This is a genomic window from Streptomyces sp. col6, assembly GCF_008042035.1.
In the GTDB taxonomy this organism is placed as follows: domain Bacteria; phylum Actinomycetota; class Actinomycetes; order Streptomycetales; family Streptomycetaceae; genus Streptomyces.
This window is the reverse complement of record NZ_RDBL01000002.1, coordinates 194,604-214,141: the sequence shown is the minus strand read 5'-3', so window position 1 is coordinate 214,141 and position 19,538 is coordinate 194,604. Positions and strand designations below refer to the sequence as shown.

Annotated in this window: 21 protein-coding genes; 17 read left to right on the top strand and 4 right to left on the bottom strand. The window is 72.5% G+C overall.

The features are described from left to right. Positions 1–897: a LysR family transcriptional regulator gene (locus EAO73_RS01065; protein ID WP_147969562.1), complete on the bottom strand. Its 897-nt coding sequence runs from the start codon at positions 895–897 to the stop codon at positions 1–3. A 151-nt stretch (positions 898–1,048) separates the two neighbouring features. On the opposite strand from EAO73_RS01065, the gene EAO73_RS01060 reads away from it, so the two are divergent. Then, positions 1,049–2,602, top strand: coding sequence for a 3-hydroxyacyl-CoA dehydrogenase (locus tag EAO73_RS01060; RefSeq protein ID WP_147969561.1), 1,554 nt, complete (start codon positions 1,049–1,051; stop codon positions 2,600–2,602). A gap of 47 nt (positions 2,603–2,649) precedes the next feature. After that, positions 2,650–3,051 (top strand): VOC family protein, encoded by a 402-nt coding sequence (locus EAO73_RS01055; RefSeq protein WP_224756128.1) that lies wholly within the window; start codon positions 2,650–2,652, stop codon positions 3,049–3,051. On the opposite strand, the gene EAO73_RS01050 is transcribed toward EAO73_RS01055, so the two are convergent. After that, on the bottom strand, positions 3,048–3,743 hold the full coding sequence (locus EAO73_RS01050; RefSeq protein WP_147969559.1) for a helix-turn-helix domain-containing protein: 696 nt from the start codon (positions 3,741–3,743) through the stop codon (positions 3,048–3,050). The two genes, EAO73_RS01055 and EAO73_RS01050, sit on opposite strands and share 4 nt — an antisense overlap. 56 nt (positions 3,744–3,799) lie before the next feature. Here EAO73_RS01050 and EAO73_RS01045 point away from each other — a divergent pair, with 56 nt between their 5' ends. Beyond that, positions 3,800–4,189: a CU044_2847 family protein gene (locus EAO73_RS01045; RefSeq protein ID WP_147969558.1), complete on the top strand. Its 390-nt coding sequence runs from the start codon at positions 3,800–3,802 to the stop codon at positions 4,187–4,189. Between the two features lies 1 nt (position 4,190). Here EAO73_RS01045 and EAO73_RS01040 read toward each other — a convergent pair whose 3' ends face one another. Beyond that, complete coding sequence (locus tag EAO73_RS01040) at positions 4,191–5,315, bottom strand: YihY/virulence factor BrkB family protein (RefSeq protein WP_147969960.1); 1,125 nt, start codon at positions 5,313–5,315, stop codon at positions 4,191–4,193. 74 nt (positions 5,316–5,389) lie between these two features. Between EAO73_RS01040 and EAO73_RS01035 the strand changes: the two genes are divergently transcribed. From EAO73_RS01035 to EAO73_RS00970, 14 genes are all read left to right on the top strand, one after another. After that, the gene (locus EAO73_RS01035) at positions 5,390–7,027 is read left to right on the top strand and encodes an acyl-CoA dehydrogenase family protein (RefSeq protein WP_147969557.1); all 1,638 of its coding nucleotides are present in this window, start codon (positions 5,390–5,392) and stop codon (positions 7,025–7,027) included. A 245-nt stretch (positions 7,028–7,272) separates the two neighbouring features. Next, positions 7,273–8,553, top strand: coding sequence for a helix-turn-helix domain-containing protein (locus EAO73_RS01030; RefSeq protein WP_147969556.1), 1,281 nt, complete (start codon positions 7,273–7,275; stop codon positions 8,551–8,553). A gap of 66 nt (positions 8,554–8,619) precedes the next feature. After that, complete coding sequence (locus EAO73_RS01025) at positions 8,620–9,228, top strand: GNAT family N-acetyltransferase (protein ID WP_147969555.1); 609 nt, start codon at positions 8,620–8,622, stop codon at positions 9,226–9,228. 148 nt (positions 9,229–9,376) lie between these two features. Continuing rightward, positions 9,377–9,460, top strand: coding sequence for a putative leader peptide (locus tag EAO73_RS37190; RefSeq protein WP_309486338.1), 84 nt, complete (start codon positions 9,377–9,379; stop codon positions 9,458–9,460). 115 nt (positions 9,461–9,575) lie between these two features. Continuing rightward, on the top strand, positions 9,576–11,273 hold the full coding sequence (locus EAO73_RS01020; RefSeq protein ID WP_147969554.1) for a nitrite/sulfite reductase: 1,698 nt from the start codon (positions 9,576–9,578) through the stop codon (positions 11,271–11,273). Continuing rightward, complete coding sequence (locus EAO73_RS36295) at positions 11,270–11,449, top strand: IS1 family transposase (RefSeq protein WP_147969553.1); 180 nt, start codon at positions 11,270–11,272, stop codon at positions 11,447–11,449. Before EAO73_RS01020 ends, EAO73_RS36295 begins: the two co-directional genes overlap by 4 nt. Further along, positions 11,446–12,162 carry a phosphoadenylyl-sulfate reductase gene (locus EAO73_RS01010; RefSeq protein WP_147969552.1) on the top strand — a complete coding sequence of 239 codons (717 nt, stop codon included), beginning with the start codon at positions 11,446–11,448 and terminating at the stop codon, positions 12,160–12,162. The genes EAO73_RS36295 and EAO73_RS01010 overlap by 4 nt, the downstream gene beginning before the upstream one ends. A gap of 23 nt (positions 12,163–12,185) precedes the next feature. Continuing rightward, positions 12,186–12,731, top strand: coding sequence for an adenylyl-sulfate kinase (gene cysC, locus EAO73_RS01005; RefSeq protein WP_018523698.1), 546 nt, complete (start codon positions 12,186–12,188; stop codon positions 12,729–12,731). After that, positions 12,728–13,663 (top strand): sulfate adenylyltransferase subunit CysD, encoded by a 936-nt coding sequence (gene cysD, locus EAO73_RS01000; RefSeq protein ID WP_147969551.1) that lies wholly within the window; start codon positions 12,728–12,730, stop codon positions 13,661–13,663. Before cysC ends, cysD begins: the two co-directional genes overlap by 4 nt. Then, positions 13,664–14,995 (top strand): sulfate adenylyltransferase subunit 1, encoded by a 1,332-nt coding sequence (locus EAO73_RS00995; RefSeq protein WP_147969550.1) that lies wholly within the window; start codon positions 13,664–13,666, stop codon positions 14,993–14,995. A gap of 242 nt (positions 14,996–15,237) precedes the next feature. Next, positions 15,238–16,353 carry an aliphatic sulfonate ABC transporter substrate-binding protein gene (locus tag EAO73_RS00985; RefSeq protein WP_147969548.1) on the top strand — a complete coding sequence of 372 codons (1,116 nt, stop codon included), beginning with the start codon at positions 15,238–15,240 and terminating at the stop codon, positions 16,351–16,353. Between the two features lie 37 nt (positions 16,354–16,390). Further along, a complete protein-coding gene (locus EAO73_RS00980; RefSeq protein ID WP_147969547.1) occupies positions 16,391–17,182 on the top strand; it encodes an ABC transporter ATP-binding protein in 792 nt (263 codons plus the stop codon). Further along, on the top strand, positions 17,169–18,086 hold the full coding sequence (locus EAO73_RS00975; RefSeq protein WP_147969546.1) for an ABC transporter permease: 918 nt from the start codon (positions 17,169–17,171) through the stop codon (positions 18,084–18,086). The genes EAO73_RS00980 and EAO73_RS00975 overlap by 14 nt, the downstream gene beginning before the upstream one ends. Before the next feature lie 6 nt (positions 18,087–18,092). After that, complete coding sequence (locus tag EAO73_RS00970; protein ID WP_147969545.1) at positions 18,093–18,851, top strand: sirohydrochlorin chelatase; 759 nt, start codon at positions 18,093–18,095, stop codon at positions 18,849–18,851. 15 nt (positions 18,852–18,866) lie between these two features. On the opposite strand, the gene EAO73_RS00965 is transcribed toward EAO73_RS00970, so the two are convergent. Continuing rightward, on the bottom strand, positions 18,867–19,499 hold the full coding sequence (locus EAO73_RS00965; RefSeq protein WP_147969544.1) for a DsbA family protein: 633 nt from the start codon (positions 19,497–19,499) through the stop codon (positions 18,867–18,869). Between the last annotated feature and the right edge of the window lie 39 nt (positions 19,500–19,538).

Genomic DNA, 19,538 nt, shown 5'->3' with positions numbered 1-19,538 from the left:
TCAGCGGGCCGGCGTGGGCAGCGCCCGCTCCGCGACGGCGAGCACGGCGCGCAGGGCGGCCGAGGGATTGTCCGTCCGCCAGGCGAGCGCCGCCTGCCGTCTGATCGGCGGCCCGGCGAGCGGACGGTAGACGAGGCCGCCGAGCTGGATGTGCTGGACGGAGGTGACGGTGAGCGTGACCCCGACGCCCGCCGCGACCAGCGCCAGGATGGTGTACGAGTCCGGCGCCTCCTGCACCACGCGCGGGTGGAAACCGGCCGCCTCGCAGGCCGCGGTCATCGCGTCGCGCACGGTGGAGCCGGTGTTGGCGGGGAAGGCGACGAACGGCTCCCCGGCCAGCGCGTCGAGCGGGATCTCCGGACGCGTGGCGAGCGGATGGTCGACGGGCAGCGCGCAGACCAGCTCCTCCTCGTCGATCACCCGGCAGCTCACGCCCGGTGCCGTCACCGGCAGCCGGACGAACCCGAGGTCGAGCGAGCCGTCCGCGACCCGGGCGAGGGCCACGTCGGCGTAGGTCTGCCCCGTCATGACCAGCTCGATCCCGGGGTGGGCGGCGCGCACCGCGCGGGTGAGCAGCGGCAGGGTCTCGTGGCTGGAGGCTCCCGCGAAGCCGATGCGGACCCGCCCGTACGCGCCCTGTCCGGCCGCCCGCGCGGCCCGTACCGCCGTGTCCAGGTCGTCCAGCACAGTCCGCACCGGCTGGAGGAACGACTCGCCCGCGCTGGTGAGCCGCACCGAGCGGGTGTTGCGTTCGAAGAGCTGGACGCCGAGTTCCCTCTCCAGACGGCGGATCTGCTGGCTCAGCGGCGGCTGCGCCATCTGGAGCCGTCTTGCGGCGCGGCCGAAGTGCAGTTCCTCGGCCACGGCGAGGAACGCGGCGAGATGGCGCAGCTCCATGCCGTCCCCTCCCCCGGGTCCGCCCTCATCATTGATTCGTCCGGCGTCCGGGTCTGAGCCTAATTCGGTATTGGACGGCGATCAAAGGCCGCTGGAAGCGTCGGCGGTGCGGGCACCCGGCCCGCGCCCCATCGAGAGGACCGTGACCCGCATGCGTATCAGGATCGTCGGCGCCGGAGCCATGGGCCGAGGCATCGCCCAGTGGGCGGCCGCGGCCGGACACACCGTCGAACTGTGCGACGTCCGGGCCGAGGCGGTGGCGGACGCGGTCGCCTTCGTACGTTCCATGCTGGAGCGGGCCGTGGCGAAGGGGCGGATGGACGCGGCGGACGCGGAGTCGGCGGTGGAGCGGCTGGTCGCGCTGGACGACCCGTGGGCGGCGGGCCCGGACGTGGAGCTGGTGATCGAGGCGGTGCGCGAGGACCTGGTGACCAAGGCCGAGGTGTTCGGGCGTCTGGAGCAGGCGCTGCCCGCCTCCGCCGTGTTCGCCACCAACACCTCCTCGCTGTCCGTGACCCGGATCGCCGCCGCGCTGAAGGACCCGACGCGGCTGGCCGGGCTGCACTTCTTCAACCCGGTGCCGCTGATGCGGATCGTGGAGGTGGTGCCCGGCGCGGCGACCCGGCCGGAGATCCCGCCGCTGCTGACCTCGCTCGTGGAGGGCTGCGGCCACCGCGCGGTGACGGTCGCCGACACCCCCGGCTTCCTGGTCAACCACGCCGGGCGCGGCCTGGTGACGGAGGCGCTCGCGCTGCTGGAGGAGGGCGTCGGCGGGCCCGCGGACATCGACCGCATCGCGCGGGATGTGCTGGGGCTGCGGATGGGCCCGTTCGAGCTGATGGACCTCACCGGGCTCGATGTGACCGCCGCCGTCATCGACTCCATCTGGGAGGGCTTCCGCTACGAGGACCGGCTGCGCCCCTCCTTCCTCACCCCGAACCGGGTGACGGCCGGGCTGCACGGCCGCAAGACCGGCCAGGGCTGGTACGGGTACGGCCCCGAGGCCACCGGGCCCGCGCCGGAGCCGGAGGTCACCGGGGACGCGGACCGCCCGGTGTACGTCGTCGCGCCGGACCCGGCGCGGGAGGCCGACGCGGCCGCGCTCCGCGAGGCGCTGGCCGCGGCGGGTGCCGCGGTGGAGAGCGGGGGGCGGCCGTCGGACGACGCGGTGGTCCTGGTGCCGGTGTGGGGCACCCCAGTCGCCTCGGCGGTGGCCGCGCACGGGCTGCCCGCCGCGCGCACCTTCGGCGTGGACCCGCTGCCGGCGGCCGGGCGCCGCCGGGTCCTCGCGGTGACCCCGGCGGCGGACGCGGCGGCGGGGCGGGACGCCCGCGCGGTGCTGGCGCGGGCGGCGGGCGGCGAGGAGCCGTTCGCCGTGTCGGTGGTCCGGGACACGGCGGGCTCGGTCGCTCAACGGCTGCTCGCCTCGATCGTGTCGGTCGCCGCGTCGATCGCGGAACGCTCTCTCGCCGCCCCGGCCGACATCGACGTGGCCGTCACGACCGGGCTCGGCTACCCGGTGGGCCCGCTGGCCTGGGGCGACCGGATCGGCGCGGCCCGCATGCTGGAGCTGCACCGTGCGCTGCACGCGACGACCGGCGACCCGCGCCACCGCCCGACCCGCTGGGTCACGGAGCGCGCGGCGCTGGGGCTGGCGCTGACGGACCCGGGGACGTCACCGGCGGATGTGCTCGGGGCGCCGTGACCGATTCGTACAAGACGGCGGGACGCGGGCCCGCCTACGGTCGGTCCATGACTCCACGACTCGACGCGATCGGCATCGTCACCGCCGACCTGCCCGCATCCCTCGCCTTCTACCGCCGGCTGGGACTCGACATCCCGGCCGGCGCGGAATCCGTGCCCCATGTGGAGGTGACCCTGCCGGGCGGCGGCCGCCTGATGTGGGACACCGAGGAGATCGCGCGCTCCCTGGACCCCGGCTTCGTCCCGCCGTCCGGCGAGGACCGGCTGGGGCTGGCCTTCCTGTGCGACAGCCCCGCCGAGGTGGACGCGGTGTACGGGGAGCTGACCGGCGCCGGCCACCGGGGCCATCTGAAGCCGTGGGACGCGGAGTGGGGGCAGCGGTACGCCGTCGTCCTCGATCCGGACGGCTGCGCGGTCTCGCTGTTCGCCCCGTCCGACTCAGGTCACTAGGGGCGGCCGAAGTACGCGGTCAGGGTGGTGCCGGCCAGGTCGCGCATGTCCCGTGCCAGATGGGCCTGGTCGGCGCAGCCCGCCGCGAGTGCCGCGTCGGCGTACGGCAGCCCGGAGCGTACGAGAGCCAGAGCCCGCTGCAGGCGCAGCACCCGGGCGAGGGTCTTGGGCCCGTAGCCGAAGGCGGTCAGGGAGCGGCGGTGCAGCTGACGGGTGCCGAGCCCGGCGCTGTGGGCCGCGTCCGCGACGCTGCCGCCCGCCTCCAGCCGCGCGGCCACCGCGCGCATCACCGGGTCCGGCGGCCCGGTGCGGGCCGCCCGGTCCAGGGCGATGTCCTCCAGGGCCGCGGCCGGTTCCGCCGCCTCGGCGACGCGCTCGGTGAGGCGGCGGACGGCGTCCCCGGGCCACAACGCGGCGAGCGGCACCCGCAGGTCGCGCAACGCGTCGGCGGGGACGCCGAGCAGGGCGGGGGCGGCGCCGGGGGCGAAACGGACGCCGGCCCAGCTGCCCCCGGTGCCGGTGGCCGGCGCGGTGCGGGTGTCCGGCCCGGCGACGAGCAGGCGCTCACCGCTCCAGAGCAGGTCCATGCAGCCGTCGGGCAGCACCGGATGGACCGTGCCCGGCTCCACCGTCAGGCTCCACACCTTCGCGCCGTCCAGTCGCGACGCGCGCTCTTCGTAGCTGTCGCCCATGGCACTAGTCTCGTCGACGGACACGGCAGCGTGCGCAAGCGGCTACGGGGGCGGTCATGGCGTCACTGATGGAGTTCACCACGGACAGCGGGGCGACGGTGACCGTGGAGGTCGACCGTCACGCTCCCGGGGCGCAGCTGGTGGCGCGGGACGGGCAGCATGCCCTGGCGCGGGCCGGGCGCACCTTCGACAGCGCGCTGGAGGGCATCCGGTCGGCGGCCGAGTCGGCGCTCGCCGTGTTCCGGGACGGGCGGCTGAAGCCGGACGGGGTGGAGCTGGAGTTCGGCGTGAAGATCACCTCGGAGGCCGGGGCGGTGATCGCGAAGAGCGCTCTGGAGGGCCATCTGACGGTGAAGCTCTCCTGGTCCCCGGGGTCTCAGGAGCGGACTCCCGGTCCGGCCGGCCCGCCGGCGCCCGCGGATCCGCCCGCGCCCGCCGCCGGCTGACTCACTCGTCGTACGGGTTCGTCCGGTCCGGGTCCTTCTCGCGGCCGGGCTTCTGGAGCCTGGACTTCACGTCGTCCGGCGGCAGGAACCGCGACCAGCGCTCGGGGAACTCGGAGGGCATGTACGGGCTGTCGCCCTCGTCCTCGTCGTCCTCGTCCTCGTCGTCGTCCACCGGGCCGCCGTGCCAGCTCTGCGCCTGGGTGCGGGCCACGAACTCGGCGGCCTGGGCAGCGCGTACCCGGTCGTTGGCGGCGCGGGCGGCGGCCGTGGCGACGGAGGGCCAGACGCGGTCGATGGCCGCGTTGACGGCGGCGCCCACGAGCACCGCGAAGGCGGAGATGCCGATCCACAGCAGTACCGCGATGGGGGCGGCCAGCGATCCGTAGATCGTGGGGCCCTCGACCGTACTGGTCAGGTAGATCCGGAGCAGGAAGCTGCCCAGCACCCACATCCCCAGCGCCACCAGGGCGCCCGGCATGTCCTCGATCCACGGCGAGCGGACCGGCACGGACACGTGGTAGAGGGTGGTCAGGAAGGCGACGGAGAGCACGATCACGAGCGGCCAGTACAGGACGCTTATGACCTCGGTCCCCCACGGTATGAACTCCACGACCCGGTCCGGCCCGACCACGAGCAGCGGCAGCACGACCGCGCCCAGCAGCAGCGCCACCACGTACAGCAGGAAGGCCAGCATCCGGGTCTTGACTATGCCGCGCTGGCCGTCGAGCCCGTACATCACGGTGATCGTGTCGATGAAGACGTTGACCGCGCGGGAGCCGGACCACAGGGCGATCGCGAAGCCGAGGGAGATCACATCGGGCCGGGCGCCGGTCGTGACGTCGGCGAGCAGCGGCTTGGCGAACTCGTTGACGCCGCGCTCGGAGAGCACCGTGTGGGCGGCGCTGAGGATGTTGCGCTCGATGGAGGCGACCGTGGCGGTGCTCGTCCACTCGTCGACGTAACCGAGCAGGCCGATCAGGCCGAGCAGCAGCGGGGGCAGGGACAGCAGGGTGAAGAACGCCGCCTCGGCGGCGAGTCCCAGGATCCGGTACTCCATGCACGAGTTGACCGTGTCCTTGAGCAGTTGCCAGGCAAGCTGCCGCTTGGAGACGTTGCGGTAGAGCACTCGGGCCCGGTGGAGCCGGCCCGGTGGCCGCTCGGGTGTTTCATTTGCTGCCTGCACGTCCTTACCGTATCGGCATGGCAGCCACCACCCACACCGTGTCCAACCAGCCCCCTCCCCTGCTCGGCCATGACGTCTTCGGCTCGGACCGGGTGCTCGGCGAGGCGGTGGAACGCCATCTTCCGCCCGAGGTGCTGGACGAGGCCCGAGCGGGGCTGACCGCGCTCGGCCGGTCCGCCGGCTCCGCGCAGGCGGCGTCCTGGGGCACGCAGGCCAACGAGAACCCGCCGCGGCTGCGCACCCATGACCGCTACGGGCACCGGATCGACGAGGTGGAGTTCCACCCGGCCTGGCACCGGCTGCTCGGCCACGCCGTCGGCGCGGGACTGACCGATGCCTGGGACCGGCCGGGCGGGCATGTCCGCCGGGCCGCCGGCTTCCTGGTCTGGACGCAGGCCGAGGCGGGGCACGGCTGCCCGCTCTCGATGACGCACGCGGCGGTCCCGGCACTGCGCGCCGAGCCGGAGGTGGCCGCCGCGTGGGAGCCGCTGCTGACCTCGTGGGTGTACGAGGAGGGGCTGCGGCCGCCCACGCGGAAGGCCGGGGTGCTGCTGGGGATGGGCATGACGGAGAAGCAGGGCGGCTCGGACGTGCGGGCGAACACCACGCGCGCCGAGCCGCTGTCCGGCGAGGGCGAGTACCTGCTGACCGGGCACAAGTGGTTCTGCTCGGCGCCGATGTCCGACGGCTTCCTGGTCCTCGCGCAGGCCCCCGGCGGGCTCACCTGCTTCCTGCTTCCCCGGGTGCTGCCGGACGGCACCCGCAACCCGTTCGCGATCCAGCGGCTCAAGGACAAGCTGGGCAACCGGTCGAACGCCTCGGCCGAGGTCGAGTTCGACGGGACGTGGGCGCGCCGGATCGGCGAGGAGGGGCAGGGCGTCCGCACGATCATCGGCATGGTGGCGGCGACCCGGCTGGACTGCGTGACCGGTTCGGCGGCGCTGATGCGGCAGGCGGTGGCGCAGGCGGTCCACCACACGACGTACCGCTCGGCGTTCGGCGGCCCGCTCGTGGACAAGCCGCTGATGCGCAATGTGCTGGCCGATCTGGCGCTGGAGTCGGAGGCGTCGACCGTGCTGGCGATGCGGCTCGCGGCGGCGTACGACGACGGGGGCGAGAGCGAGGCGGCGTTCCTGCGGATCGCGGTGCCGGCGGCGAAGTACTGGGTGACCAAGCGGTGCACGCCGGTGGTGGGCGAGGCGCTGGAGTGCCTGGGCGGCAACGGCTACGTGGAGGAGTCCGGCATGCCCCGGCTGCTGCGCGAGGCGCCGCTCAACTCGATCTGGGAGGGCTCCGGGAACGTACAGGCGCTGGATGTGCTGCGGGCCCTGCGGCGCGAACCGCTCGCGCTGAACGCGTTCCTCCAGGAGGTCGGGCGGGCCCGGGGCGCCGACCACCGGCTGGACGCGGCGATCAAGGACATGCTGACGGAGCTGGCCGACCTGTCGGGGATCGAGGCGCGGGCCCGGCGGGTCGTGGAGCGGATCGCGCTGGTGCTCCAGGGCTCGCTGCTGGTGCGCTGGGCGCCGGCGGAGGTGGCCGACGCGTTCTGCGCGTCGCGCCTGGGCGGGGACGGGGGCGCGGCGTTCGGGACCCTGCCGCACACCCTGGATCTGGCGTCGGTCGTGGACCGGGCCCGGCCGGTGGAGGACTGACCGGGGCAGCGAAGGAGGGTGGTGCTGCGCCGACACGGCACCACCCCCCATGCTGTACCCACCGGACGTGGGGGCCGGGGCCCCGCGGTGCGGTGTACCGCCACTCTTGTACGGGCCCGGGGCCCTCGCCAGAGTTGCAGAGGGTTGCAACCATTGTGCGGAGTTGCGGTATCGGGCCCCGGGCGGCGGCAGGATGGGACCCGGCCCGCGGACCGGGCCGGGCACAGGGGTGAGGGGGAACCGGTATGGAGACGACTCCGGTCGACGTGTTGCGGCCGGCCTCCCGGGAGACCGCGCAGGCCAGACGCCAGGTGCACCGGGCGCGTGAGGCGCGGATGGCGGGCGATCGCATGCCCGCCGTGCCCCGGGCGGAGATCGGTGCCTCCTGGGACCGGGTGCTGCGCAGCGGCATCGATCCCGAGCAGACGACGCACAGCAGGCTGCTGGAGACGGACGAGATCGAGCACCGGCGCCGCAGTTCCGCGCTGGGCGAGGTGATGCCGCTGCTCAGCGACGGTCTGACGAGCATCGCGGACGCCTCGCAGCAGATCATGGTCGTCACCGACACCGAGGGCCGGGTGCTGTGGCGCGAGGGCAATACGGGGGTGCTGCGCCGGGCCGACGACATCTGTCTCGCGGAGGGCGCCGCGTGGTCCGAGGAGATCACCGGGACCAACGCGATCGGTACGGCGCTGGCCTCGCGCGCCCCGGTGCAGGTGCACTCGGCGGAGCACTTCGTGCGCAGTCTGCACGGCTGGACCTGCGCGGCGGCCCCGGTGCGCGATCCCCGCGACGGCCGGCTGATGGGGATCGTCGACATCAGCGGGCCCGCGTCGACCTTCCATCCGACGACGCTGGCACTGGTGCGGTCGGTGGCCCGGCTGGCGGAGAGCGAGATCCGGGTGCGGCACCTGGAGGCGGTGGACCGGCTGCGGGCGGTGGCCGCCCCGGTCCTGAGCCGGATCGGCGGCCGGGCGGTGGCGGTGGACGGCCACGGCTGGACGGCGGCGGTGACGGGGATGCCCCCGGTGGACCGGCTGCCGCTGCCGAAGTCGCTGGGGCCGGGCCGGGTGTGGCTGCCGTCGCTGGGGATGTGCCGGGTGGAGCCGCTGCCGGGCGGCTGGCTGGTGCAGGTGGCGGACGCGGCGATGGACAGCCCGCCGCGCCGGGTGGTGCTCGACCTGAGCCGGCCGTGCTCCCTGGCGGTGAACGTGGTGAGTCCGGTGGGCACCTGGACCCAGCGGCTCTCCCCGCGCCACGCCGAGCTGTTGTACGCGCTGGCGCTGCACCGGGACGGGCGTACGGCCTCCGAGCTGGCGCAGGACCTGTTCGGTGACGCGACCAGGACGGTGACGGTGCGGGCGGAGATGTCGCGGCTGCGGCGCCATCTCGCCGAGGTGCTGGCGCACCGCCCGTACCGCTTCGGCGAGGACGTGGAGGTGGAGGTGGTCCAGCCGGAGCACCCGGCCGACCTGCTGCCCCGTTCGAAGGCTCCGGTGGTGGTGGCGGCGCGCGGGGCCTCCTGAGCGGGGGATGCGGGTGCCCGGGACCCGGCTTGGGCACGGGCGGCGGCTCGTGGTTGTCTGACAGCCATGAGCAACCCCGTACGTCCCGCAGAGCCGGCCCTCGACGAGGTGACCATCTGGTCCCTGGAGCAGACCTCCCCCGATGATCTGCGGCCGTCCGCCGTGCCGGACGCGGACGTCCGGATCGTCCGCTCCGAGGTGCCGCTGCCCGAGTTCAGCCGCTTCCTGTACACGGCGGTCGGCGGCGACGTCCGGTGGACGGACCGGCTGGGGATGACGTACGCGCAGTGGCAGGAGGCCCTGGACCGTCCGGGCGCGGAGACCTGGGTGGCGTACGCGAACGGCACCCCGGCCGGCTATGTCGAGCTGGACCCGCAGGACGACGGCGTCGTCGAGATCATGTACTTCGGGCTGATCCCCGCCTTCCGGGGGCGCGGGATCGGCGGTCATCTGCTGTCGTACGGCACCGCCCGCGCCTGGGACCTGGCCGAGCGGTGGCCCGAGCGGCCGGCGACGAAGCGGGTGTGGCTGCACACCTGCTCCAAGGACGGCCCGCATGCGAGGGCCAACTACCTGCGGCGCGGCTTCCAGCTGTTCGACACCCGTACGGAGCGGGAGGAGCCGGTGGCGACCCCCGGCCCCTGGCCGGACTCCGGCCGGGAGCTGCTTCCGTAGCAAATCCGCTCGCTTGTCCGGTTTTACGCTCGGCCCGGCGCCCGTCACACGCGTGACGGGCGCCACATTGTCTCACCTGTCGGGACAGTCTCGTCCACATCATGGATAGTGGTGGACTGCCGCGAGATCCCCATGACACGCTTCCGTCATGTCCGGAACTGGAATTGCCTTGGTGAGTCGACGTCACGTCGACCTCGGCCGCATGTCCAGCGCCATCTGTCCGGCGAGCTGAGAGTCCCAGCACCGCCGCGCTCCCCCTTTCTCCGCAACACCCCTGCGCACCGCCGCGCCTCACGCGAGTGTGCAGTTCAGAGCCGCCCTCCCGCAGTCCCGAAGGACGTACTGTCATGGCCGCAACCCCGGAATCCCCTGCGCCCGCAGCGCCCCGCCGCAAGGTGGGCCGCCACCGCGGCGAAGGACAGTGGGCCCTGGGGCACTACACCCCGCTCAACGGCAATGAGCAGTTCAAGAAGGACGACGACAGTCTCAACGTGCGGACGCGCATTGAGACGATCTACTCCAAGCGCGGCTTCGACTCGATCGACCCCAACGACCTGCGGGGACGCATGCGCTGGTGGGGGCTGTACACCCAGCGCAAGGCCGGCATCGACGGCGGCAAGACGGCGGTCCTGGAGCCCGAGGAGCTCGAGGACAAGTACTTCATGATGCGGGTCCGCATCGACGGCGGGAAGCTCACCACCGAGCAGCTGCGCGTCATCGGCGAGATCTCCCAGGAGTACGCCCGGGGCAGCGCGGACATCACCGACCGGCAGAACGTCCAGATGCACTGGATCCGCATCGAGGACGTCCCGGCGATCTGGGAGAAGCTGGAGGCCGTCGGGCTCTCCACCACCGAGGCCTGCGGCGACTGCCCCCGCGTCATCATCGGCTCACCCGTGGCGGGCATCGCGGCCGACGAGATCATCGACGGCAGCCCGGCGGTCGACGAGATCCACTCCCGCTACATCGGCAGCCCCGAGTTCTCCAACCTGCCGCGCAAGTTCAAGACCGCGATCTCCGGGTCCCCGGTCCAGGACGTCGTCCACGAGATCAACGACATCGCCTTCGTGGGCGTCGAGCACCCCGAGCACGGGCCGGGCTTCGACCTCTGGGTCGGCGGCGGGCTCTCCACCAACCCCCGGCTGGCCGAACGCCTCGGCACCTGGGTGCCGTTGGACGAGGTACCGGACGTCTGGGCGGGCGTCGTCGGCATCTTCCGCGACTACGGCTACCGGCGGCTGCGCAACCGGGCGCGGCTGAAGTTCCTGATGGCCGACTGGGGTCCGGCGAAGTTCCGCCAGATCCTGGAGGACGAGTACCTCAAGCGTCCGCTGCTGGACGGCCCCGCGCCGGCGGAGCCCAGCAGCCGCTGGCGCGACCACGTCGGGGTGCACCAGCAGCAGGACGGCCGCTTCTACGTCGGCTTCGCCCCCCGCGTCGGCCGCGTCGACGGCTCCACCCTCGCCAAGATCGCCGAACTGGCCGAGGAGCACGGCTCCGGCCGGGTCCGGACCACCGTCGAGCAGAAGATGATCATCCTCGATGTCGAGCAGGACCAGGTCGATTCGCTGTCCGCGGGCCTGGAGTCGCTCGGCTTCCAGGTGAAGCCGTCCACCTTCCGGCGCGGCACGATGGCGTGCACCGGCATCGAGTACTGCAAGCTGGCGATCGTCGAGACGAAGGCCCGCGGCGCCTCCCTCATCGAGGAACTGGAGCGCAGGCTCCCCGACTTCGACGAACCGCTCACCATCAACATCAACGGCTGCCCCAACGCCTGCGCCCGCATCCAGACCGCCGACATCGGCCTCAAGGGCCAGCTGATGCTGGACGAGAACGGCGACCAGGTGGAGGGCTACCAGGTCCACCTGGGCGGCGCCCTCGGCCTGGAAGCCGGCTTCGGCCGCAAGGTGCGCGGCCTGAAGGTCACCTCGGCCGAACTGCCGGACTACGTCGAGCGCGTGCTCGGCCGGTTCCAGGAGGAGCGCGAGGACGGCGAGCGCTTCGCCACCTGGGCGGCCCGCGCCAGTGCGGAGTCGCTGTCATGAGCGGGCGCGCCGCGCCGTTCCACTGCCCCTACTGCGGCGAAGAGGACCTGCGCCCGCACGAGGCCGGGCACGGAGCGTGGGAATGCGCCTCCTGCAATCGTGCGTTCCAGCTGAAGTTCCTGGGCCTGCTGAGCCGGGGACTGAAGCCCAACGACGTTGGAGGGGACGAGATATGACGGCCACTCAGAATATCGAGACGCTCACCGACGAGGAGCTGCGGGAGCTCGCCGAGCGGGCCGGGCGCGAGCTGGAGGACTCCTCCGCGCTCGACATCCTCACGTGGGCGGCCGAGACCTTCGGCCCCCGGTTCTGCGTCACCTCCTCGATGGAGGACGCGGTCGTCGCCCACCTCGCCTCCCGGGCGATGCCCGGCGTGGACGTGGTTTTCCTGGACACCGGCTACCACTTCGAGGAGACCATCGGGACGCGGGACGCGGTGGACGCTGTGATGGACGTCCACGTCATCACGCTGACCCCGCGTCAGACGGTCGCCGAGCAGGACGCCGAGTACGGGCCGAAGCTGCACGACCGCGACCCCGACCTCTGCTGCAGGCTGCGCAAGGTCGAGCCCCTGGAAGAGGGCCTGACCGCGTACGCCGCCTGGGCGACCGGGCTGCGCCGCGACGATTCCCCGACCCGCGCGAACACCCCGGTGGTCGGCTGGGACGAGAAGCGACGGAAGGTGAAGATCTCGCCGATCGCCCGCTGGACGCAGGACGACGTGGACGCCTACGTCGCGGAGCACGGGGTGCTCACCAACCCGCTTCTGATGGACGGTTACCCTTCGGTGGGCTGCGCGCCCTGCACCCGCCGGGTGCTGGAGGGCGAGGACGTACGGGCCGGCCGCTGGGCCGGGCGAGGCAAGACCGAGTGCGGGCTGCACGGCTGATGACGACTGATCAGGAGACTTCGATGAGCGTGACGGAGACGGGAGCCACCGTCTGGCTGACCGGTCTGCCGAGCGCCGGCAAGACCACCATCGCCTACGAACTGGCCGGGCGGCTGCGCGGCGAGGGCCACCGGGTGGAGGTGCTCGACGGCGACGAGATCCGCGAGTTCCTCTCCGCGGGCCTCGGCTTCTCCCGCGAGGACCGGCACACCAACGTGCAGCGGATCGGCTTCGTCGCCGAACTGCTGGCGGCCAACGGCGTCAAAGTCCTGGTCCCGGTCATCGCCCCGTACGCGGACAGCCGGGACGCCGTCCGCAAGCGCCACCAGGCCGAGGGCACCGCGTATCTGGAGGTGCACGTCGCCACTCCGGTCGAGGTGTGCTCGGAGCGCGATGTGAAGGGTCTGTACGCCAAGCAGGCGGCGGGCGAGATATCCGGGCTCACCGGGGTGGACGACCCCTACGAGGCTCCCGAGTCGCCCGATCTGCGCATCGAGTCGCACCGCCAGACCGTCCAGGAGTCCGCGGCGGAGCTGTACGCGCTGCTGAGCGAGAGGGGTGCGGCATGACGACCGTCGCGACCGTGTCGGAAGGCACCGACAATCCGTACGCGCTGAGCCACCTGGACTCGCTGGAGTCCGAGGCGGTGCACATCTTCCGCGAGGTGGCGGGCGAGTTCGAGCGGCCGGTGATCCTCTTCTCCGGCGGCAAGGACTCGATCCTGATGCTGCACCTGGCGCTCAAGGCGTTCGCGCCCGCGCCGGTGCCGTTCGCCCTGCTGCACGTGGACACCGGGCACAACTTCCCCGAGGTCCTGGAGTACCGCGACCGCGTGGTCGCCGAGCACGGGCTGCGCCTGCACGTCGCCTCCGTCCAGGAGTACATCGACGCCGGCAAGCTCCGCGAGCGCCCGGACGGCACCCGCAACCCGCTGCAGACCGTGCCGCTGACCGAGGCCATCCAGCAGCACCGCTTCGACGCCGTGTTCGGCGGCGGCCGGCGCGACGAGGAGAAGGCGCGCGCCAAGGAGCGGGTCTTCTCGCTGCGTGACGAGTTCTCCCAGTGGGACCCGCGCCGCCAGCGCCCCGAGCTGTGGCAGCTGTACAACGGCCGGCACGCCCCCGGTGAGCACGTCCGGGTCTTCCCGATCTCCAACTGGACCGAGCTGGACGTCTGGCAGTACATCGAGCGCGAGGGCATCGCGCTGCCGGAGATCTACTTCGCCCACGAGCGCGAGGTGTTCAACCGCAACGGCATGTGGCTGACCGCGGGCGACTGGGGCGGGCCGAAGGAGCACGAGAAGACGGAGACCCGGCAGGTGCGCTACCGCACGGTCGGTGACATGTCCTGCACCGGCGCCGTCGACTCCGACGCCACCACGCTGGACGCCGTGATCACCGAGATCGCCGCCTCCCGGCTCACCGAGCGGGGCGCGACCCGCGCCGACGACAAGATGTCCGAGGCCGCGATGGAAGACCGTAAGCGCGAGGGGTACTTCTAAATGACCACCACAGCTGAGCAGTTGAGCGCCACCACCCTGCTGCGCTTCGCCACCGCCGGGTCCGTCGACGACGGCAAGTCCACCCTCGTGGGACGGCTGCTGCACGACTCCAAGTCGGTCCTCACCGACCAGCTGGAGGCCGTCGAGCACGCCTCGCGCAACCGCGGCCAGGAGGCGCCGGACCTGGCACTGCTGACCGACGGGCTGCGCGCCGAGCGCGAGCAGGGCATCACCATCGATGTCGCCTACCGCTACTTCGCCACGCCCCGGCGCCGGTTCATCCTCGCCGACACCCCGGGCCATGTGCAGTACACCCGCAACATGGTCACCGGCGCCTCCACCGCCGAGCTGGCCGTGGTCCTGGTCGACGCCCGCAACGGGGTCGTCGAGCAGACCCGCCGGCACGCCGCGGTCGCCGCGCTGCTGCGCGTCCCGCACGTGGTGCTGGCCGTCAACAAGATGGACCTGGTGGACTACGCGGAGCCGGTGTTCGCCGCGATAGCCGAGGAGTTCACCGCGTACGCGGCCTCCCTCGGGGTCCCCGAGATCACCGCGATCCCGATCTCCGCGCTGGCCGGCGACAACGTCGTGGAGCCGTCCGCGCACATGGACTGGTACGGCGGGCCGACCGTCCTGGAGCACCTGGAGACGGTCCCGGTCAGCCACGACCTGACCGGCTGCCACGCCCGCTTCCCGGTTCAGTACGTGATCCGGCCGCAGACCGCCGAGCACCCCGACTACCGGGGGTACGCGGGCCAGATCGCCGCCGGTGTGTTCCGGGTCGGCGAGTCCGTCACCGTACTGCCCTCGGGCCGTACCTCCACGATCGAGGGCATCGACCTCCTCGGGGACAGCGTGGACATCGCGTGGGCGCCCCAGTCGGTGACCCTGCGGCTCTCGGACGACATCGACGTCTCGCGCGGCGACCTCATCGCCCCGTCGGGCGACGCCCCGGCGGTCACGCAGGACGTCGAGGCGACCGTCTGCCACGTGGCGGACGAACCGCTCACCGTGGGCCGGCGGGTGCTGCTCAAGCACACCACGCGCACGGTCAAGGCGATCGTCAAGGACATCCCCTCGCGGCTGACGCTGGACGACCTCTCGCAGCACCCGGCCCCGGGCAAGCTCGTCGCCAACGACATCGGCCGGGTCGTGGTCCGTACCGCCGAGCCGCTCGCGCTCGACGCCTACGCCGACTCGCGCCGCACCGGTTCCTTCCTGCTGATCGACCCGGCGGACGGCACCACGCTGTCGGCGGGCATGGCGGGCGCCTCGTTCGCCGCCGCCGAGGAAGCGCCGGCCGCGGACGACGACGCGGAGTGGGACTTCTGATGAGCATCGACTTCTTCTCGACCTTCGCGAAGGAGGGCGGCCGTGTCGGCAGCGGCGCCCTCGGCAGCGGTCAGGGCGGTGTCGGGCGATGTGCGCGATGACGTACGCGCACTGCCTGCGCGCCCGGCAGCACCACCAGCACCGCACGCACCGCCTGTTCAGACGAAGACCTGCCGACTTCCCGGCCGCTTCCCCGTGATGACGGGGTCGTGAGCACCGGGCCAACGAGAGGAAAGCCTCCCGTGCCTGCCACCCGTACCACCCTGCGCCGCAGCCTCACCGCTGCCGCCGCCCTGCCGCTGCTCGCCGTGGCGCTCACCGCCTGCGGCTACGGCTCCGAGGCGAAGGACGACGACGCCAAGACGGCGAACACGTCCTCCGGCGGGAAGAAGCTCTCGGCGGACACCGTGAAGATCGGGTACTTCCCGAACCTCACGCACGCCACCGCTCTGGTCGGCATCCAGGAAGGCATCATCGCCAAGGAGCTCGGGGGGACGACGGTCAAGCCCTCGACCTTCAACGCGGGCCCCTCCGAGATCGAGGCGCTCAACGCGGGCTCGATCGACATCGGCTTCATCGGCCCCTCGCCCTCCATCAACGGCTTCGCCAAGTCCAAGGGCAAGAGCCTGCGCATCATCGGCGGCGCGGCCTCCGGCGGGGTGAAGCTGGTCGTCAACCCGAAGAAGATCAAGACCCTCGACGACCTCAAGGGCAAGAAGATCGCGACCCCGCAGCTCGGCAACACCCAGGACGTGGCGTTCCTCAACTGGGTCTCCGAGAAGGGCTGGAAGGTCGACGCGCAGAGCGGCAAGGGCGATGTCTCCGTCGTCCGCACCGACAACAAGGTGACCCCGGACGCCTACCGTTCCGGCTCCATCGACGGCGCGTGGGCCCCCGAGCCGACCGCGTCCAAGCTGGTCGCGCAGGGGGCCAAGGTCCTCCTCGACGAGCGGAAGCTCTGGCCGGACGACAAGTTCGTGATCACGAACATCATCGTGTCGCAGAAGTTCCTCGCCGAGCACCCGGACGTGGTCGAGGCCGTGCTGCGCGGTTCGGTCAACACCAACGCCTGGATCAAGGCCAACCCGGACAAGGCGAAGGCGTCCGCGAACGCGGCGCTCAAGACGCTGTCCGGCAAGGAGCTTCCGGCCGACGTCATCGACCCGGCATGGGAGTCGATCGAGTTCATCGACGACCCGCTGGCGGCCACCCTCGACACGGAGGCCAAGCACGCCGTGAAGGCGGGCCTGCTGGACGAGACCGACCTGACCGGCATCTACGACCTGAAGCCGCTCAACAAGGTCCTGAAGGCCGCGGGCAAGCCCGCGGTCGACGACGCCGGCCTCGGCGTCAAGTAACACCGACCGTTCCAGGATCTCCCAGGAGGTGACGACCATGGCGACGACCACGCTCACCAAGGCCGAGGACCGTACGGCGGTCGGGCACGCGGCCCGGATCGACCACGTCTCGAAGTCCTTCGGCGGGCCTCAGGGGCAGCAGCTCGTCCTGGACGACATCACACTCGATGTCGCTCCGGGCGAGTTCGTCACCCTCCTGGGAGCTTCCGGCTGCGGCAAATCCACTCTGCTCAACCTGGTGGCCGGGCTCGACCGCCCCTCCTCGGGGTCCATCGAGACCCCGGGCGGGCGGCCGGCCCTGATGTTCCAGGAGCACGCCCTCTTCCCGTGGCTGACCGCGGGCAAGAACATCGAACTGGCGCTGCGGCTGCGCGGCGTGCCCCGCGCGGACCGCCGCCCCGAGGCCGAGCGGCTGCTCGAACTCATCCGCCTGGGCGGGGCGTACGGCAAGCGCGTCCACGAGCTGTCCGGCGGTATGCGCCAGCGTGTGGCGATGGCCCGTGCGCTCGCCCAGGACAGCCGGCTGCTGCTGATGGACGAGCCGTTCGCCGCGCTCGACGCCATCACTCGCGATGTGCTGCACGACGAACTGACCCGGATCTGGCGCGAGACCAACGTCTCCGTCCTCTTCGTCACGCACAACGTCCGCGAGGCCGTGCGCCTCGCGGAGCGCGTGGTGCTGCTCTCGTCCCGGCCCGGCCGGATCGCCCGCGAGTGGACGGTCGACATCGAGCAGCCGCGCCGTATCGAGGACACCGCCGTCGCGGAACTGTCCGTCGAGATCACCGAAGAACTGCGTGGGGAGATCCGCCGACATGGCCAGCACTGAGACCACCGCCAAGGACGCCGGCGGGGGCCGGGCGCCGAAGGACGACGCCCACGACCTGGCAGGTCTGGAGGCGGGGCTCGACGCGCTCGACGCGGTACGGGTGAGCCGCACGCCGGTCCGCCAGGTGCTGGTGCAGAAGGTGCTCCCCCCGGTCGTCGCGGTCGCCCTCGTCCTCGTCGTCTGGCAGATCCTGATCTGGGCGAAGGTCACCGACGACTACAAGCTGCCCTCACCGGCCCTGGTGTGGGACGAGGTGTCGAACGCCTGGGCCCAGGGCACCCTGCTCGGCTACATCTGGACCAGCGTCTCGCGCGGTCTGCTCGGCTTCCTGCTCGCGCTGGTCATCGGCACCCCGCTGGGGCTGCTGGTCTCCCGCGTGAAGGTGGTGCGCGCGGCGATCGGTCCGGTGCTCTCCGGTCTCCAGTCGCTGCCCTCGGTGGCGTGGGTGCCGCCGGCGGTCATCTGGCTGGGCCTGGACGACCGGATGATGTACGCGGTGATCCTGCTGGGCGCCGTGCCCTCGATCGCCAACGGTCTCGTCGCCGGCGTCGACCAGATCCCGCCGCTGTACCTGCGGGCCGGCAAGACGCTCGGCGCGACGGGGCTGCGCGGCACCTGGCACATCGTGCTCCCGGCCTCGCTGCCGGGCTACCTGGCGGGGCTGAAGCAGGGCTGGGCGTTCTCCTGGCGCTCCCTGATGGCCGCCGAGATCATCGCCTCCTCGCCCGATCTGGGCGTGGGTCTCGGGCAGTTGCTCGAACAGGGCCGGGAGACCAGCAGCATGTCCATGGTCTTCCTCGCCATCTTCCTGATCCTGATCGTCGGCATCGCCATCGACCTGCTCATCTTCAGTCCGCTGGAGCGGTGGGTGCTGCGCAGCCGCGGCCTCCTCGTCAAGAACTGAGCGCCCATGTCCTCTCCGGTCCTCCTCGTCATCGCCCACGGCAGCCGTGACCCGCGGCACGCCGCGACCGTGCACGCGCTGACCGCACGGGTACGGGCGCAGCGGCCGGGACTGCGCGTGGAGACCGCCTTCCTGGACTTCAACGCGCCCTCCGTGCCGCGGGTCCTGGAGCGGCTGGCCGCGGAGGGCGCGCCCGAGGTGGTGGCGCTGCCGCTGCTGCTCACCCGGGCGTTCCACGCCAAGTCGGACATCCCGGCGGTGCTGCGCGAGGCCCGCGCGGCACTGCCCCGGCTGCGGGTCCGGCAGGCCGAGGTCCTCGGCCCGTCGCCGCTGCTGAACGCCGCGCTGGAACGGCGGCTGTACGAGGCCGGGGTCCGCCCCGGCGACCGAAGCTCGACCGGGCTCGTCCTGGCATCGGCGGGCTCATCAGACCCGGAGGCGATCGCAGTGATCGCTGAAATCGCGCGGGAGCTGCGGCACACCGGTTGGTGTTCCGTGCGGCCTGCGTTCGCCTCCGCATCCCTTCCCCGTACCGAGGACGCGGTACGGGCCCTGCGGGCCGACGGGGCCCGCCGCGTGGCGGTCGCCCCGTACGTGATCGCGCCCGGCCGCCTCCCGGACCGCATCGCGGCGGGGGCGGCCGAGGCCGGCGCGGACGTGCTGGCCGGGGTGCTGGGCCCGGCCCCGGAGCTGGCCCGGCTGCTGCTGGACCGCTACGACGAGGCGTGCGCGACCGCGTCGCGGCCGGTAGCGGTCAGCGCCTGAAACCGCCGGCGGGCATCAGCCGGCGTCGATGCCGCCCGTGCGGGTGCGCTTGAGCTCGAAGAAGTCGGCGTGGCCGGAGAGCACCCGGAAGCTGTCGAACAGCCGGGCCGCCTCCTCGCCGCGCGGGATCGCCCGCAGCACCGGCCCGAACCACACCGTCCCGTCGACGTGGAGGGTGGGTGTGCCGACGTAGCCGCCCGCCTCCGGGTCCTGGCCCGCCTCGTGGCTGCGCCGCACGGCCTCGTCGTACGCCGTGTCGTGCGCGGCGTCCGCGAGGTGCGCGGGCAGGCCCAGTTCGGCGAGAGACTGGGCGACGACCTCGTCGAAGTCCTCGTTCTTCTGCTGGTGGATGCGGCTGCCGAGGGCCGTGTACAGGTCGCGCAGGACCTCCTCGCCGCGTTCCTCGGCCGCGGCGGCGGCGACCCGGACGGGACCGATCGACCGGTCGACGAGATCCCGGTACCAGTCGGGGAGTTCGTTGCCGGTGTTGTGCAGGTAGAGGCTCATGACGTGGAAGCGGAGCTCGATGTCGCGGTGCTGCTCCACCTCCAGCATCCAGCGGGAGGTGATCCAGGCGAACGGGCAGGCCGGGTCGAAGTAGAAGTCGACGACGGGCCTGCCCTGTTCCGGGGCTCGGTGAGTGCTCATGGGGCGAGCCTAGCCAGCCGGTGGCGCACTCCCCCGGGC

Coding starts and splice junctions, on each gene's coding strand:
- EAO73_RS01065 (WP_147969562.1), bottom strand. CDS start 897: ATGGAGCTGCGCCATCTCGCCGCGTTCCTCGCCGTGGCCGAGGAACTG.
- EAO73_RS01060 (WP_147969561.1), top strand. CDS start 1,049: ATGCGTATCAGGATCGTCGGCGCCGGAGCCATGGGCCGAGGCATCGCC.
- EAO73_RS01055 (WP_224756128.1), top strand. CDS start 2,650: ATGACTCCACGACTCGACGCGATCGGCATCGTCACCGCCGACCTGCCC.
- EAO73_RS01050 (WP_147969559.1), bottom strand. CDS start 3,743: ATGGGCGACAGCTACGAAGAGCGCGCGTCGCGACTGGACGGCGCGAAG.
- EAO73_RS01045 (WP_147969558.1), top strand. CDS start 3,800: ATGGCGTCACTGATGGAGTTCACCACGGACAGCGGGGCGACGGTGACC.
- EAO73_RS01035 (WP_147969557.1), top strand. CDS start 5,390: ATGGCAGCCACCACCCACACCGTGTCCAACCAGCCCCCTCCCCTGCTC.
- EAO73_RS01030 (WP_147969556.1), top strand. CDS start 7,273: ATGGAGACGACTCCGGTCGACGTGTTGCGGCCGGCCTCCCGGGAGACC.
- EAO73_RS01025 (WP_147969555.1), top strand. CDS start 8,620: ATGAGCAACCCCGTACGTCCCGCAGAGCCGGCCCTCGACGAGGTGACC.
- EAO73_RS37190 (WP_309486338.1), top strand. CDS start 9,377: ATGTCCGGAACTGGAATTGCCTTGGTGAGTCGACGTCACGTCGACCTC.
- EAO73_RS01020 (WP_147969554.1), top strand. CDS start 9,576: ATGGCCGCAACCCCGGAATCCCCTGCGCCCGCAGCGCCCCGCCGCAAG.
- EAO73_RS36295 (WP_147969553.1), top strand. CDS start 11,270: ATGAGCGGGCGCGCCGCGCCGTTCCACTGCCCCTACTGCGGCGAAGAG.
- EAO73_RS01010 (WP_147969552.1), top strand. CDS start 11,446: ATGACGGCCACTCAGAATATCGAGACGCTCACCGACGAGGAGCTGCGG.
- cysC (WP_018523698.1), top strand. CDS start 12,186: ATGAGCGTGACGGAGACGGGAGCCACCGTCTGGCTGACCGGTCTGCCG.
- cysD (WP_147969551.1), top strand. CDS start 12,728: ATGACGACCGTCGCGACCGTGTCGGAAGGCACCGACAATCCGTACGCG.
- EAO73_RS00995 (WP_147969550.1), top strand. CDS start 13,664: ATGACCACCACAGCTGAGCAGTTGAGCGCCACCACCCTGCTGCGCTTC.
- EAO73_RS00980 (WP_147969547.1), top strand. CDS start 16,391: ATGGCGACGACCACGCTCACCAAGGCCGAGGACCGTACGGCGGTCGGG.
- EAO73_RS00975 (WP_147969546.1), top strand. CDS start 17,169: ATGGCCAGCACTGAGACCACCGCCAAGGACGCCGGCGGGGGCCGGGCG.
- EAO73_RS00970 (WP_147969545.1), top strand. CDS start 18,093: ATGTCCTCTCCGGTCCTCCTCGTCATCGCCCACGGCAGCCGTGACCCG.
- EAO73_RS00965 (WP_147969544.1), bottom strand. CDS start 19,499: ATGAGCACTCACCGAGCCCCGGAACAGGGCAGGCCCGTCGTCGACTTC.